Origin of the sequence: Actinomadura violacea, from assembly GCF_017573465.1 — a bacterium.
In the GTDB taxonomy this organism is placed as follows: domain Bacteria; phylum Actinomycetota; class Actinomycetes; order Streptosporangiales; family Streptosporangiaceae; genus Spirillospora; species Spirillospora violacea.
On record NZ_JAGEPF010000015.1, the window covers coordinates 1 to 13213 of the forward strand.

14 protein-coding genes are annotated in these 13213 nt (G+C 73.4%); 5 read left to right on the forward strand and 9 right to left on the reverse strand.

Annotated elements, in window-relative coordinates; translation table 11 throughout:
- Positions 1–83 precede the first annotated feature (83 nt).
- The 5 genes from J4709_RS24020 to J4709_RS24040 are packed head-to-tail and all read right to left on the reverse strand — an operon-like array spanning position 84 to position 5157.
- Positions 84–1076, reverse strand: a complete 993-nt coding sequence (locus J4709_RS24020) for a TAXI family TRAP transporter solute-binding subunit (RefSeq protein WP_208244055.1) — start codon at positions 1074–1076, stop codon at positions 84–86.
- Positions 1073–2671: a bifunctional 3-(3-hydroxy-phenyl)propionate/3-hydroxycinnamic acid hydroxylase gene (locus J4709_RS24025; RefSeq protein ID WP_208244056.1), complete on the reverse strand. Its 1599-nt coding sequence runs from the start codon at positions 2669–2671 to the stop codon at positions 1073–1075. Before J4709_RS24025 ends, J4709_RS24020 begins: the two co-directional genes overlap by 4 nt.
- Positions 2668–3354, reverse strand: a complete 687-nt coding sequence (locus J4709_RS24030; protein ID WP_208244057.1) for a class II aldolase/adducin family protein — start codon at positions 3352–3354, stop codon at positions 2668–2670. Before J4709_RS24030 ends, J4709_RS24025 begins: the two co-directional genes overlap by 4 nt.
- Positions 3351–4331, reverse strand: coding sequence for a hypothetical protein (locus J4709_RS24035; protein ID WP_208244058.1), 981 nt, complete (start codon positions 4329–4331; stop codon positions 3351–3353). The genes J4709_RS24030 and J4709_RS24035 overlap by 4 nt, the downstream gene beginning before the upstream one ends.
- Before the next feature lie 10 nt (positions 4332–4341).
- On the reverse strand, positions 4342–5157 hold the full coding sequence (locus J4709_RS24040; RefSeq protein ID WP_208244059.1) for a fumarylacetoacetate hydrolase family protein: 816 nt from the start codon (positions 5155–5157) through the stop codon (positions 4342–4344).
- A 138-nt stretch (positions 5158–5295) separates the two neighbouring features.
- Between J4709_RS24040 and J4709_RS24045 the strand changes: the two genes are divergently transcribed.
- Positions 5296–5790 (forward strand): VOC family protein, encoded by a 495-nt coding sequence (locus J4709_RS24045; RefSeq protein ID WP_208244060.1) that lies wholly within the window; start codon positions 5296–5298, stop codon positions 5788–5790.
- A 54-nt stretch (positions 5791–5844) separates the two neighbouring features.
- On the opposite strand, the gene J4709_RS24050 is transcribed toward J4709_RS24045, so the two are convergent.
- From J4709_RS24050 to J4709_RS24060, 3 genes are all read right to left on the reverse strand, one after another.
- A complete protein-coding gene (locus J4709_RS24050) occupies positions 5845–6639 on the reverse strand; it encodes an IclR family transcriptional regulator (RefSeq protein WP_208244061.1) in 795 nt (264 codons plus the stop codon).
- A gap of 75 nt (positions 6640–6714) precedes the next feature.
- On the reverse strand, positions 6715–7212 hold the full coding sequence (locus J4709_RS24055) for a hypothetical protein (RefSeq protein ID WP_208244062.1): 498 nt from the start codon (positions 7210–7212) through the stop codon (positions 6715–6717).
- Between the two features lie 168 nt (positions 7213–7380).
- On the reverse strand, positions 7381–7842 hold the full coding sequence (locus J4709_RS24060; RefSeq protein ID WP_208244063.1) for a pyridoxamine 5'-phosphate oxidase family protein: 462 nt from the start codon (positions 7840–7842) through the stop codon (positions 7381–7383).
- A 92-nt stretch (positions 7843–7934) separates the two neighbouring features.
- Between J4709_RS24060 and J4709_RS24065 the strand changes: the two genes are divergently transcribed.
- On the forward strand, positions 7935–8744 hold the full coding sequence (locus J4709_RS24065) for a helix-turn-helix domain-containing protein (RefSeq protein ID WP_372442143.1): 810 nt from the start codon (positions 7935–7937) through the stop codon (positions 8742–8744).
- Between the two features lie 63 nt (positions 8745–8807).
- On the opposite strand, the gene J4709_RS24070 is transcribed toward J4709_RS24065, so the two are convergent.
- Complete coding sequence (locus tag J4709_RS24070; RefSeq protein ID WP_232383991.1) at positions 8808–9938, reverse strand: globin domain-containing protein; 1131 nt, start codon at positions 9936–9938, stop codon at positions 8808–8810.
- A 660-nt stretch (positions 9939–10598) separates the two neighbouring features.
- Here J4709_RS24070 and J4709_RS24075 point away from each other — a divergent pair.
- The 3 genes from J4709_RS24075 to J4709_RS24085 all read left to right on the forward strand — a co-directional run bounded on the left by J4709_RS24075 (position 10599) and on the right by J4709_RS24085 (position 13199).
- Positions 10599–11348, forward strand: a complete 750-nt coding sequence (locus J4709_RS24075; protein WP_208244065.1) for a gamma-glutamyl-gamma-aminobutyrate hydrolase family protein — start codon at positions 10599–10601, stop codon at positions 11346–11348.
- Positions 11349–11445: 97 nt separating this feature from the next.
- The gene (locus J4709_RS24080; RefSeq protein WP_307801487.1) at positions 11446–12399 is read left to right on the forward strand and encodes an alpha/beta hydrolase; all 954 of its coding nucleotides are present in this window, start codon (positions 11446–11448) and stop codon (positions 12397–12399) included.
- Positions 12396–13199, forward strand: a complete 804-nt coding sequence (locus J4709_RS24085) for an enoyl-CoA hydratase/isomerase family protein (protein ID WP_208244067.1) — start codon at positions 12396–12398, stop codon at positions 13197–13199. The genes J4709_RS24080 and J4709_RS24085 overlap by 4 nt, the downstream gene beginning before the upstream one ends.
- The last annotated feature ends 14 nt before the right edge of the window (positions 13200–13213 follow it).

Genomic DNA, 13213 nt, shown 5'->3' on the forward strand with positions numbered 1-13213 from the left:
CGCCGGATCGACGTGTTGTGGGCGATGCTGCGCGACAACCGAGCCTTCTCGCCCGGGCCCCTCGCGCACGCTGCCTGAACCGCTCACAGGTCACCCGGCCGACTTGACTTAGTCATTGAGATTCCTTGCGGCAGGGCGTGGTAGTACTCGGCGGCGCCCGGATGCAGCGGGACGGGCGTGCGGCCCATCGCTACCGGGTCCAGGGGGTAGGTGACGGGGCTCTTCTCCGGCGGGATGTGCCGGTACTGGCGTTCGATGACCTCGCGGGTCTCGCCGAGCACCCAGGCGATCGCGTACGCGACGTCGTCGGGCAGGTCGGAGCGGGTCAGCACGAGGAAGTCGGAGAAGTCGAGCGTGCGGAAGCGCGGGCAGCCGGGGAACCAACCCTCCTCGATGGTCGCCGCAGGCCAGGAGTAGTCGGCCCACAGGCCGTCCAGGACGTCCTGCTCCACCTCCAGGAAGTGGAGGTCGCCGCCGAACTCCTGCCAGTGCGGCAGCATGACGGCCTCGTGGACGACGGCGTCCGCGCGTCCCGCCAGCACGTGCGCGAACGTCTCCCAGGGGCGCTCGTCGGCCAGGACCGTCCCGCCCCAGCCGGTGACGTCGACGCCGGATCGGGTGAGCAGCTCGTGCGCGCCGACACCGACATGGTTCTCCCCGTCGTGGCCGGACGTCGCGAGGGTCAGCGCCGGCTTCGCCTCGCGCAGTTCGGCGAACGAGGTGATCCCGAGCGTCCTGCGGACCCCCACGACGAGGCGGTCGCGCTGCGGTACGACCCCGAGCGCGCGCACCTCGGGGAAAGCCTCGCCGGCGTACAGGCCGCGGCCGTCCAGCGCGGCGGTGGCGAACGCGGCGGGCGTCGTCAGCGCCACGTCCACCTCGCCCCGCCCGACGGCGCGGACCGCGTCGGCGTACCCCCGGCTGTTCCAGATCGCGACCCGGGTGTACGGGCCGCAGCGGTCGGTGAGCTCCTGGGAGATCCAGCCGCAGACCCGGTGCAGGTTCGCGGCGCCCCAGTCGCCGCGCAGGTGCAGCGTCAGCGACCGGTCGATCTTCGGTTCGGGCGGGCGGGTCATGTGCTGCCTTCCATGTCGAAGTAGCCGGCCAGCGCGTCGCGCACGAGCGCGGCGCGGGCGGAGGGGAACACGGCCGCGATGTAGCGGTCGGGCTTGACCAGGACGAACCGGCCCCGCGCGGAGGCGAGCGCGGCCCCGAGCCGGCCGTCGGCGTCGGCGACGGCCTGCCGGCCGTCGCGCGGGCGGGGCAGCCGGTCGCCGAGCACGACGTCGATCCGCCGCGCCGGCCACGGCCCGAGCGCGGCGCCGACGCGCTCCCACGCCTCCGGCGCGACGTCCACGCCGAGCAGCGCCGGGCCGTCGCCGAGCACGTCGTCGAACCGCCGCGGGCGCAGCCCCGGCGGGACGAGCACGCGCGGCTGGGGGAGCTGGGTCCCGGCGAGCCGCTCGTCGCCGTGCCCCGTCCGGACCACGACGCCCGCGGCGTGGACGGCGCGCGGCCGGAACCGCATCTCGGTCAGGTACCGGCGGCTCCACGGGACGAGCAGCAGCGCCCGCACGGCGGTGTCCCGCAGACGCCCCCGCATCGGGTCCACGGTCATCACCACCCGCCCGAGCCGCTCGGAGAACGCGACGATCGCCTCGGCGTGCGGGCGCCGCTCGGGCTCGTAGGTGCCGAGCAGCAGCTCGTCCGCGCGGCCGTGCCGCACCTCCGCGAGCTTCCACACGAGGTTGGCGGCGTCGCGGATGCCGGAGTTGAGGCCCTGCCCGGCGAACGGCGGCATCATGTGCGCGGCGTCGCCGAGCAGGAAGCAGCGGCCGTCGCTCCACCGGTCGGCGACGACCGCGTTGAAGGTGTAGTTCGTCGCGCGCTCGACCTGCCCGGGGGTGATCGTCCGGTAGGGGGCGACGAGCCGGGCGATGGTCGCGAAGTCCGGCCGGGTGCCGCCCTCGCCCTCGCCGGGCCGGAGCCGGAACTCGTACCGGCAGCGGCCGTCGCGCCCGGGGACGATCACGGTGGGCCGGTCCGGGCGGCCGAGGTGCATGCCGTAGCGCTCATCGTGGTGGTCGCCGGTGGTGTCCGCGACCAGCCAGACCTCGCGGTGGCTGGTCCCGGTCATGCCGATGCCCTTCAGCTCCCGGACCGTGCTGCGGCCGCCGTCGCAGCCGAGCACCCGGCTCGCGGCGATCTCGGTGCGGGCGCCGCCGGACTCCAGGACCGCGGTCACGCCGTCCCGGCCCTCCTCGATCGCGACCAGCTCCGTGCCGAACCGGACGTCGACGCCGTCGCGGTCCTTCAGGTTCTGCAGCAGGACGCGCTCCAGCTCCGGCTGCGCGAACTGGTTCTTGAACGGGTGGCCGAGGCGGTACGGCTCCGGGCCGCGGGCCTGGAACAGCGGACGGCCCTTGCGGTCGTAGTAGCGGGTGCCCGTGCCGGGGACGACGATCTCCAGCACGGCGTCGTCGAGGCCGGCGGCCTGCAGGGTGCGCAGCGACTCGTCGTCCAGGCTGATCGCCTTGGCCTCGTCGCTCGTGGCGGCGTTCCGCTCGACCAGGACGACCGGCACGCCGCGCGCCGCCAGCAGGTTCGCGGCGGTCAGCCCGACCGGGCCCGCGCCGACGATGAGCACGGGCGGTTCCGTGGAGAGGGTCACCGGCGTCCGTCCTTGCGCGCGAGGTAGCCGAATCCGGCGTCGATCTGGCTCGGCGGCCAGCACTCGTCCCGTTTCGCCGCGGCCTCCGCGCCGTCCGACCACACCCGGACCGGACCGGCGGCCATCGCCGTCAGCTGCGTCCGGCAGGCCCCGTCGAGCAGGACGGCGTGCATGACGGCCGCCTCGGCGCTCGTCCCGGCGGCGACCAGGCCGTGCTTGGGCATCAGGGCGGCGGGCGCGTCGCCGAGCGTCCCGGCCAGGGCGCGCCCGAGGTCCGGCGTGCGGACGAGCCCGCCGGTCAGGGTGAAGCGCGGCACGTCGGCGCCGCCGAACAGCGCGCCCTCATGCGAGATCGGCAGCAGCGGGGTGTCCAGCGCGGCGAACGCGACGGCCGCCTGCGCGTGCGAGTGGACCGTGCCGTGCAGGTCCGGCCGGTGCCGGAGGATCTCCAGGTGGATGTGGCACTCCTTGTGCGGCGCGCCGTCGCCCTCGACGACCTCGGCGTCCCACGACACCAGCTGGATCCGGTCGCCGTCGATCTCCTCGAAGCCCCAGCCCGGCGCCTTGATCCAGATGCCGCGCCCGTCCGGGTCGCGGACCGCCGCGTGCCCCCACACCATGTCCGACTGCCCCGCCGCGGCCAGCGCCCGGTTCGCGGCGATCGCGAGGTCCCGCGCCGTCATCGCAGCGCCTCGATCTCGGCCGCGGGCAGCCGCTCGGCCGTCCGAGTCGCCTCACTGACCTGCGGCACCTCGCGCGCGGACACGACGGTGAGGTGGGCGCTCGGCTCGTGGTGGATCGAGGTGAACGCGACCCCGACCGGCACCTTCACGAAGTCGCCGGGCTCCAGCCGGACCGTTCCGCGCTGCGTGACGAGCGTCCGGCGCCCGCTGATCTGGTACTGGATCTCCTCGGCGTTGCGGATCCGGCGGTAGACGCGGCCGTCGGACGCCTCGGCGGCCGTCCGCCCGATCAGGACGTGCGACGACCGGTAGAGCCAGGTCGTCCCGGACGCGCCGCCCGGGCGCAGCACCTGGATCCGGTCGGTCTCGTTCTCGGCCTGTTCGAGCAGGGCCCGCTCGTCGGCCGGTGCGAGCACGACGTCGTGGCCGGGCCCGGCGAGGCACTCGGTGACCATCTCGTTGATCTCGGCGGGCTCCCACCCGTCGAACGGCGGGATCACCACCTGCGACGTCCGCTCCGCCGGGACCGCCTCGACGACCGGCGCCGGCACGTAGAACAGGATGTGGATGTCCTCGCGCCCGTAGTTGTCGTGCGCGACCCCGACCGGGATGCGGGAGAAGTCGCCCGGCACGAGGTCGACGCTGCCGATCTCGGTCATCAGCGACCGCACGCCCGCGACCTGGAACGACATCTCGTCGACGTCGCAGTTGCGGTGGTAGAACGGCTGCCGCCCGTTCATCGTCTGCCACTCCAGGCGCATGGCGTCGCCCTCGTACACCCCGCGCGGCGGCGCGAACGCCCGCCGCACGTACTCGGCGTCGAAGTGGACGACCTCGACCGGCGGATGGTCGCGCCCCATCCTGGGCGCGCCCGGCGGCGTGTGCGGATCGCCGAGCAGCTGCTCCTCGCGCCGTTGGAGCACGCGGGGCGGCGCGTCGAACGGGAACGCCTCGAAGCTCTCCTTGACGGTGCCCATGGTCTCCTCCTCAGCCCTCGGCCCGGACGGTGTTGCGCAGCGTGCCGATGCCGCCGACCGTCACCTCGACGACGTCCCCGTCGGCCAGGAACACCTGCGGGTCGCGGCGGTACCCGACGCCGCCGGGCGTCCCGGTGAGGATGACGTCCCCCGGCTCCAGCCGGGTGAACTGCGACGTCGCCTCGATCAGCCGCGGCACGTCGAAGATCAGCCGGTCGGTGTTCGCCGACTGCATCTCCCGCCCGTTCAGGTGCAGCGCGATGTCCAGGTTCCCGGGGTCCAGCTCGTCGGCGGTGACCAGGACGGGGCCGAGCGGCGTGGACGCGTCCCACGCCTTGCCCTGCATCCACTGGTGCGTCCGGTACTGGAAGTCCCGCATGGTGACGTCGTTGGCGATCGTGTAGCCGAGCACGTGCTCGAACGCCCGGTCCCGCGGGATGCGGCGGCCGGCCCTGCCGATCACCACGGCCAGCTCCGCCTCGTAGTCCACCTGGGACGACTCGGGCGGCAGCGTGATCGGCGCGCCGTGCCCGATCAGGCTGGAGCCGAACTTGGGGAACAGCACCGGGTACTCCGGCAGGTCGCGGCCGGTCTCCTCGACGTGCGCGCGGTAGTTGAGGCCGACGCAGAAGACCTTCTCCGGCCGGGCGACCGGGAGCAGCGTCAGCTCGTCCAGCTCCACGCCGTCCTCCGCCGCGGGCGCCGCCCGCAGGTCGCCGGCGGCGCGGTCGATCCGGTCGACGCCGCGCAGCCGGTGGACCCGCGTCCCGTCGAGCCGGCCGACGGCCTCGGCCCCGTTCTCGTCCTGATAGGCGACGAACCGCATCCCACCACCATGTCCTGTTTCTTGAGCCACAGATCCTACTTTTCGATACAAGCTAGAGCTGGAACGAGCGAGGGTCAATGAGCTAGCGTGCTCAATATTCAGGATCACACTCCTGTAAAACAGGACAAGGAGCCGTCCATGGCCATCGCCGAACTAGGACACACCGGACTCTGGGTCGACGACCTCCCGCTGATGCGCGACTTCTACGAGCGCGTCCTCGGCCTGACCGTCACCGACCACGACGACGACTTCGGCATCGTCTTCCTCAGCGCCCGCCCCGGCGTCGAGCACCACGAGTTCGTCCTGCAGACCGGCCGCACCGCCCCGCCCGGCGCCAAGCAGAGCCACCAGATCTCCTGGCGCGTCGAGTCCCTCGACGACATCCGCGCCTTCCACCGCAGGTTCGCCGAGGAGGGCGTCAAGGTGCAGCAGGAGGTCACCCACGGCAACGCCTTCGGGATCTACTTCTTCGACCCCGAGGGCAACCGCAACGAGGTCTACCTGCGCATCGACCGGGACATCCCCCAGCCGTTCCGCAAGAGCATCGACTTCGGCCTGCCGCCCGAGGAGATCTACGCCGAGGCGGAGCGCCTCCTCGACGACGGCGGCCCCGCCTACCGCCCCGTCCAGTAGACGTGCGAACGGCGCGGCACCCCCCGGGGTGCCGCGCCGTTCGCACGCCGCGGGTCAGGAGTCGATGAGCTTGAGCCGTTCGGTGATGCGGGTGGCGGAGTCCTGGACCGCGGCCTCCACCTCGGGCAGCCGTTCGTCGGGTACGCGGTGGGAGAGGGCGGCGACGCTGATCGCGGCGATGACGTCGTCTTCGCCGTTGCGGATGGGGGCGGCGACGCCGAGCACGTCCTCGTCGAGTTCGCCGCGTGAGACGGCGGTGCCGTGTTCGCGGATGGCGGTGAGGCGCCGGCGGAGCGCGGTCGCGTCGGTGATGGTCGCTCCGGTGAAGCGGGGGAGGGCGTCGTGGCCGATGATGTCGTCGACCTCCTCGTCGGGCGCCCAGGCGAGCAGGACGAGCGCCGAGGCGCCGGCGTTGACGGGCAGGACGTGTCCGCGTTCGTAGGAGAGGCGGACGGGGTGGTCGGCCTCTTCGCGTTCGAGGCAGACGACGGTGGGGCCGGTGCGGCGGGTGAGCAGGACGGCTTCGCCGATGGTCTCGGCGAGTTCTCGCATGACGGGGCGGGCGACCTCGGACAGGCCGATGCCTTTGCGGGCGAGGCGGGCGAGTTCGAACACCCGTGGTCCGAGGCGGTAGCCGGCGGGTCGTTGCTCTTCGATGAATCCCGAGGAGGCGAGGCTCTGGAGGTACCGGTAGGCGGTGGAGCGTGCCACGCCGAGGTGGTCGGCGACCTCCTGCCCGCCGACGACCAGCCGGGAGTCGTCGAACAGCAGCAAGATGTCCAGCGCGCGGTCGGCGGTGGAGTTCCGTTCGCGGTATCCGCTGGCCCGCTCGGTTCGTTGTCCTGCCATGCAGGAAACGCTACATGAAATCCAGGTTCTCGCTCAGCTGATCGCGGGTGCGGCCGGGGGGCGGCCCCGCCCCGCTCACCGGGTCCGGGCGGTCGCCCTGCCGTTCGCGACGGTCACCCCGGCCTGCGTGCCGCCCCGGCCGCAGTGCGGGCCGTTCGGGTACGTGGCCTTCGGCGTGAGCCGCACGCCCTGGTCGAGGAGCGCGCGGCCGTGCTGGTCGCGCAGCGTCAGCGTGACCTGGACGGGCGATTCCGGCAGGTCGGCGACGCGGGCGAACCCGTTCCGGCCGCCGTCGGGCGAGGCGGACGCGGCGCAGGCCGCGTCCGGGGCCTCGCCGTCGCACCCCTGCGGGACCGTCGTCGTCGACGGGCGCAGGGCGAGCCGCGCCGTGCGGCACGTCCGGTCCCAGCACACGCGCACCGACGCGGACGCGACTCGCGACGCGTCCGGTGCGGCGATGTCGACGTTGACGCCCGACCCCGACCCGATCAGGGTGCAGTCGCGCTCATCGCTCCCGAAGCCGCAGGCGGTGAGGGCGAGCAGCGCGAGGCCGAGAACCGGTGCCGTCCGCACGGGCGCCCTTCGCCGCGCACCCGGCGCGGAACGCATCCGCTCTACGGCCCGCTCGCCCCGGCGGCTCCTCGGAATGAGCATGCTGCACGGTAGGGGCCCGCGGCCCGCGGCGGCAAGAGAACCGGCCTCGCGCACCCCGTCGCGCGGAGGCGTCCCTGAGAACGTGTCTCAGGTGCGGCTGACGGTGCGGACGCCGGCGCCGGGCCGCCAGACCCGGATGACCAGCCTGCCGTCCTCGACCGAGGTCAGGACGGCCTCGCGCAGGTCCAGCCGGAACGCGTGGAAGTCGCCGGGCGGCTCGCCACCGGTGGTGTAGGCCTTCTTCTCCTCCGGGTCGGTGATCTCGACCGCGACGCCGGCGACCTTGGCGTCGCCGCCGTGCTCGGGGTCGGCGGGATGCGCGTGGATCGCGCAGCGCCCGTCTCGCTGCAGGTCGCGCGCCTTGACGGCGCCGAGCATCGAGCCGAACGACAGGTCCGCGCCCTTGAAGTCCACCTCCGAGCCGCTGACCCGCGGCGAACCGTCCAGCCGCATGGTCGCGAGGACATGGGTCTCCGCCGCCTCGAACCGCTCCTTGACCGTGGCGGCCAACTCGGCCGCCTCCTCCTCGAACTGCCTCCAAGTCGCCATCCGGACACCCTCCCAGCCGCCACCGACAATCCGCGGTGCGTTACCTGACGGGTAATCGCCGCCATGACACCGCCGCCGATAGCGTCCATGCCATGACGACAATGACGACGGCGTTGAGCGACGTGCGACCCATCGGAGAGCAGCTGCGCGCATGGCGGCAGCGGCGGAGGCTGAGCCAGCTGGAGCTCGCCTCGGAGGCGGACGTGTCGACCCGGCACCTCAGCTTCGTGGAGACGGGCCGGTCGGCGCCGAGCCGCGAGATGGTGCTGCGCCTCGCCGAGCACCTGGACGTGCCGCTGCGCGACCGGAACCTGCTGCTGGTGGCCGCCGGCTACGCGCCGGTGTTCGACGAGACGCCGATCGAGGAACCGCGGATGGACTCCGTCCGCGCGGCCCTGCGGCAGGTGCTGGACGGCCACGAGCCGTACCCGGCGGTGGTCGTGGACCGCTTCTGGAACCTGATCGACGCCAACGGCGCCGCGCAGCTGTTCATGGAGGGCGCGCCCGCGGAGCTGCTGGAACCGCCGCTGAACGTGCTGCGGCTCAGCATGCACCCGGACGGGATGGCCAAGAACATCCTCAACCTGGCGGAGTGGCGCGCCCACATGATCGACCGGGTGCGGCGGCACGTCGCGCTCACCGCCGACTCCGCGCTGACGCAGCTCTACCAGGAGCTGCGGAGCTTCCCCGGCGACGTGGGGGAGGCGATGGCGCCGCCCGCCGACCACGACGTCTTCGTTCCGCTGCGGATGCGGCTCGACGGCCGGGAGCTCTCCTTCTTCAGCACCATCGCGACGTTCGGGACGCCAGTGGACATCACCGTCGCCGAGCTGGCGATCGAGTCGTTCTACCCGGCGGACGAGGCGACGAGCGTGTTCCTGCGCGAGCGCGCCGGCTGGTGAACCGCCGCCCCCGGAGCGCGCCGCCTCGAGCGGCGCCGATCCGGGGGCGGCGGCCACCGGCCCTCACTCCTCCGCTCTCAGCAGGTCGTGGTGGATGCGTTCCAGCGGCATCCCGAGCCGCTGGAGCGCGGCGACCGTGCCGCGCACCATCGGGACCGGGCCGGCGACGTAGGCGTCGCGGTCGTCCCAGCCGCCGTCCCAGCCGTCCAGGTCGTCCCATTTGCACGGGTCGGCGAAGATGTCGGCGGGCGTACCGCGCAGCCCGCCGAAGCCCGGGTCGTCGGACACGACGGGCAGCACCCGCACCCACGGGTACGCCGCTTCGAGCAGCCGCAGGTCGGCGAGGTCGTACAGGTCGCGTTCGGTGCGGGCGCCGACCAGCAGCCGCACCTCGCGCCGCCGACCGGCCGTCACTGCCTGCTCGGCCAGCGCCTTGACGGGGGCGAGGCCGGTGCCGCCGGCGACGAGCAGCAGGTCGCGGCCGGAGTCCGGGTCGAGGGTCATGGTGCCCGCGGCGGGCCCGAGCAGGACGGTGTCGCCGGTCCCGGTGCCGCGGACGAGCGCGCCGCTCACCCAGCCGCCCGGCTGGGCCCGCACGTGCAGCCGGAGCCGGCAGTCCGAGCGCGGCGCGTTGGCGATCGAGTACGGCCGCCAGACGCGCGGCCAGCGGGAGGTCTGCACGGTCACGTACTGGCCGGGCGCGAACGGCAGCGGCCGCTCGGGGCTGAGCGTCAGCACCGCGAGGTCGTCGGCGCGGCGGTCGTGCTCGACGACCTCGGCCGCCCACCACGGCGGGGCGCCGTCGGCGTCCCGTTCGGCGGCCTCGATCATCGTCGCGGCGGCGGACCGGTACGCCTCGGCCCACATCTCCTCCACGCGCGGGCTCCACACGTCGCGGGCGTAGACCCGCAGGGTGGCGAGGAGGGCGTGCTCGACGGCGGTGTAGTGCTCGGCGGTCACCCCGTACCTGCGGTGGGCGCGGCCGAGGCGGGCCAGGTAGGCGGCGAGCTCCTCGGGGTTGTCCTGGCTCCAGATGATGCGGGTGAGCGCGTGGAAGAAGCGGTCGCGCTGGGCGTCCAGCGCGATGGGGAACAGTGCCCGGAGCCGCGGGTCGGCGGTGAAAAGGCGGCCGTAGAAATAGCCGATCGCCTTGTCGGACCGGGTTTCGAGGCGGGTGAAGCTCTCCTTGAGCATTCGGGGTTCCGTTGACATGGCAAGCACGCCCCCTCGGCGGGTGGAGGCCGGGGCCGCCGGCGGTTCGGCGCCTTCGGCGCTCCGCGATGCCCGGCTCGGTGAGATTCTCGCACCGGAAATCGCAGGTCCTCAAGGAGCCGCCGGTCGGGCGGGCGTCGATGTCACGTCGAGTAATCGTCCTCTCATTCCCTGTGATCACAGTAAGCGTGACAAATAGGGCAAATACTGGACGGTATGGGATTTGGCCGGAAAGATCGGCTGCATTGGCGGTCGTTCTGGAAACGCTGATGTTCGTGGACGGGCGGCGCGAGCCCGCTCCGGTCGCCCCGGAAACGGGGCCCTCTGAGGTGGGGGATAAATCTTCTCCTTAGTAAAAGATTTGCTTTTTCAGTCATGGATGTTCTCCTGGTGGGTGGCGGAAGTCCGGCGACCGCCCGGCCCGGCCGTCCGACCAAGATCGTCCAGGTCGGGGGGCCCGGACCGCGCTCGGGGCGTCAGCCTGCGGAGATCGGGTCCGTGCGGCAGGCTTTGCGGGAAAAGGCCGGGGGCGGGACGGGCCGAGGGGGCAGGCGATGCGCCATGATGTGCACGCAACGGTGGTGAATCACCACATATCGGTAGCCGACCCGTGGCCAGTGCTCAGCAGAGGGGAATCCACGCATGTCAGAGGCGATCCGAGGGGCTCCGGGCCCCGCCGCAGGGGGAGGCGCGCCGCCGCTCATCGGCATCACCACGTACGAGGAGCCGGCCCGCTGGGGCGTCTGGGTGCGCGAGGCCGCGCTGCTCCCCCTGTCCTACGTGCGCTCGGTCGAGCGGGCGGGCGGCGTCCCGGTCATGGTCCCGCCGACCGGCGGCCTGCGCGGGCTCGCCGCGCTGATCTCCCGGCTGGACGGGCTCGTCCTCGCGGGCGGCGGCGACCTCGATCCCGACCTGTACGGCGCCGAGCGGCACGCCGAGACCGGGCCGCCGCAGCCGCAGCGCGACCGGTTCGAACTCGCGCTCGCCCGCGCGGCGGTCGACGCGGATCTGCCGTTCCTGGCGATCTGCCGGGGCATGCAGGTGCTCAACGTGGCGCGCGGGGGCGCGCTTGTCCAGCACCTGCCGGAGGCCGTGGGGCACAAGGCGCACGCGCCCGACATCGGGAAGATCGGCACGCACCGGGTGCAGATCAGCGCGACCAGCGCCATCGGCAAGATCCTCGGCGACGCCGCGGACGTGCCGACGTACCACCACCAGGCGGTGAGCCGCCTCGGCAAGGGCCTGTCGGCCGTGGCCTGGGCGGAGGACCAGGTCGTCGAGGCGGTGGAGCTGCAGGGCCACCGGTTCGGCCTCGGCGTGCAGTGGCACCCCGAGGACGGCGACGACAAGCGGCTGTTCGAGGCGCTGGTGGCCGAGGCCGCCGGCCGCTGACCGGGGATTGATCCCCCGCGTACCGGGGAAGGCGAAGCGGTAGATTCCGCGCGAACCGCCCCCCGGAGGCCGCCGCATGCCCTTGCATCCGCAGACCGTGAGCTTCTTGGAGCTGCTGTCCGCCTGGACGGCACCGCCGGAGGGCGCGCCGCCGGTCGAGGTGGACGCCGGGCCCGCGATCGCGGAGATGCGGCGCAGGATCGGCGAGGTGTTCCCCGTCGACCGCCGCGAGCTGCCGCACGTCGAGGACCTGGCCGTACGCGGTCCGGGCGGTCCCGTCACGGTGCGGCTGTACCGTCCCGAGCCGATCGAGCGCGGCCCGCTGCCCGCCCTGGTCTACCTGCACGGCGGCGGATGGGTGCTCGGCGGCGTCGACAACGTGGACGCCGCGTGCCGCGACCTCGCCGCGGGCGCGCGATGCGCCGTGCTCAACGTCGGCTACCGGCTCGCGCCCGAGAACCCGTTCCCGGCGGCGGTGGACGACGCCTGGGCGGTCGTGTCGGCCGTCGCGCGCGAGCCGGCCCGCTACGACGTGGCGCCGGGCGCGCTCGCCGTGGGCGGTGACAGCGCGGGCGGGAACCTGGCCGCCGCCGTCGCGCTGCAGGCCCGCGACCGCGGCCTGCCCCTGGCGCACCAGCTGCTCGTCTACCCGGTGACGGACACCGCGATGGACACCCGGAGCTGGCGCGAGTACGGCACCGGGTACGGGCTCGACGCGGCGACGCTCGGCCGGTTCATGGACCTCTACCGGGACGGCGCCGACCCCGCCGATCCGCGGCTGGCGCCGCTGCGCGCGCCCGACCTCGCCGGCGCCGCGCCCGCCACCGTGATCACCGCCGAGTACGACATCCTGCGCGACGAGGGCGAGGCGTACGCGCGGCGCCTCGCGGCGGCGGGCGTGCCGGTGGAGGCGCGCCGCTTCGACGGCGTCGTGCACTCGTTCTTCCTGCTCCCGGAGATCTTCGATGCCGGCGCCGAGGCGATGCGGTTCGCTGTGCGACGATTGCGCGCGGCATTCGGCGATCGAGCGCGGGAGGGCAGCGCGGCATGAGCGACGGCGACGGCGTGTACGGGAAGTACGAGCGGCTGAAGATCGACTGGGCGGCGGACGGCGTCCTGCGCGTCACCATGAGCACGCCGGGCAAGCTGAACGCCCTCGACACGACCGGGCACCGGGAGCTGGCCGAGGTCTGGCGGGACGCCGACGCCGACGACGCGGTCCGCGCGGTGCTGGTGCGCGGCGAGGGGACGGCGTTCTCCGCGGGCGGCGACATGTCCATGATCGAGGAGATGATGGGCGACCACGCGTCGCGGCGCCGCATCATGCGCGAGGCCCGCGACATCGTGATGAACGTGCTGAACTGCTCCAAGCCGGTGGTCAGCGCGATCCAGGGCCCGGCGGTCGGCGCGGGGCTGGCGGTGGCGATGCTGTCGGACATCTCCGTCGCCGGCCGCACCGCGAAGATCATCGACGGGCACGTCCGGCTCGGCGTCGCGGCCGGCGACCACTCCGCGATCATCTGGCCGCTGCTGTGCGGGATGGCGAAGGCGAAGTACTACCTGCTGCTGAACGACGTCCTCACCGGCGAGGAGGCCGAGCGGATCGGGCTCGTCTCGGTGTGCGTGGACGACGACGCGGTGCACGAGCGCGCGCTGGAGATCGCCGGGCGGCTCGCCGCCGGGCCCGCCGAGGCGATCTCGTTCACCAAGCACGCGCTGAACAACTGGCTGCGGCTCGCCGGCCCGACGTTCGACGCGTCGCTGGCCATGGAGTTCTTCGGGTTCACCGGCCCGGACGTGCGGGAGGGCGTCGCGGCGATCAGGGAGAAGCGCCCGCCGCGGTTCGCCTGACCGCCGCCCGGGCC

What these genes read in the sequence shown, in the direction of transcription:
- J4709_RS24075 (WP_208244065.1), top strand. Translation starts at nt 10,599, where the DNA reads ATGTCAGAGGCGATCCGAGGGGCTCCGGGCCCCGCCGCAGGGGGAGGC.
- J4709_RS24050 (WP_208244061.1), bottom strand. Translation starts at nt 6,639, where the DNA reads ATGGCAGGACAACGAACCGAGCGGGCCAGCGGATACCGCGAACGGAAC.
- J4709_RS24060 (WP_208244063.1), bottom strand. Translation starts at nt 7,842, where the DNA reads ATGGCGACTTGGAGGCAGTTCGAGGAGGAGGCGGCCGAGTTGGCCGCC.
- J4709_RS24065 (WP_372442143.1), top strand. Translation starts at nt 7,935, where the DNA reads ATGACGACAATGACGACGGCGTTGAGCGACGTGCGACCCATCGGAGAG.
- J4709_RS24020 (WP_208244055.1), bottom strand. Translation starts at nt 1,076, where the DNA reads ATGACCCGCCCGCCCGAACCGAAGATCGACCGGTCGCTGACGCTGCAC.
- J4709_RS24035 (WP_208244058.1), bottom strand. Translation starts at nt 4,331, where the DNA reads ATGGGCACCGTCAAGGAGAGCTTCGAGGCGTTCCCGTTCGACGCGCCG.
- J4709_RS24070 (WP_232383991.1), bottom strand. Translation starts at nt 9,938, where the DNA reads ATGCTCAAGGAGAGCTTCACCCGCCTCGAAACCCGGTCCGACAAGGCG.
- J4709_RS24030 (WP_208244057.1), bottom strand. Translation starts at nt 3,354, where the DNA reads ATGACGGCGCGGGACCTCGCGATCGCCGCGAACCGGGCGCTGGCCGCG.
- J4709_RS24085 (WP_208244067.1), top strand. Translation starts at nt 12,396, where the DNA reads ATGAGCGACGGCGACGGCGTGTACGGGAAGTACGAGCGGCTGAAGATC.
- J4709_RS24040 (WP_208244059.1), bottom strand. Translation starts at nt 5,157, where the DNA reads ATGCGGTTCGTCGCCTATCAGGACGAGAACGGGGCCGAGGCCGTCGGC.
- J4709_RS24045 (WP_208244060.1), top strand. Translation starts at nt 5,296, where the DNA reads ATGGCCATCGCCGAACTAGGACACACCGGACTCTGGGTCGACGACCTC.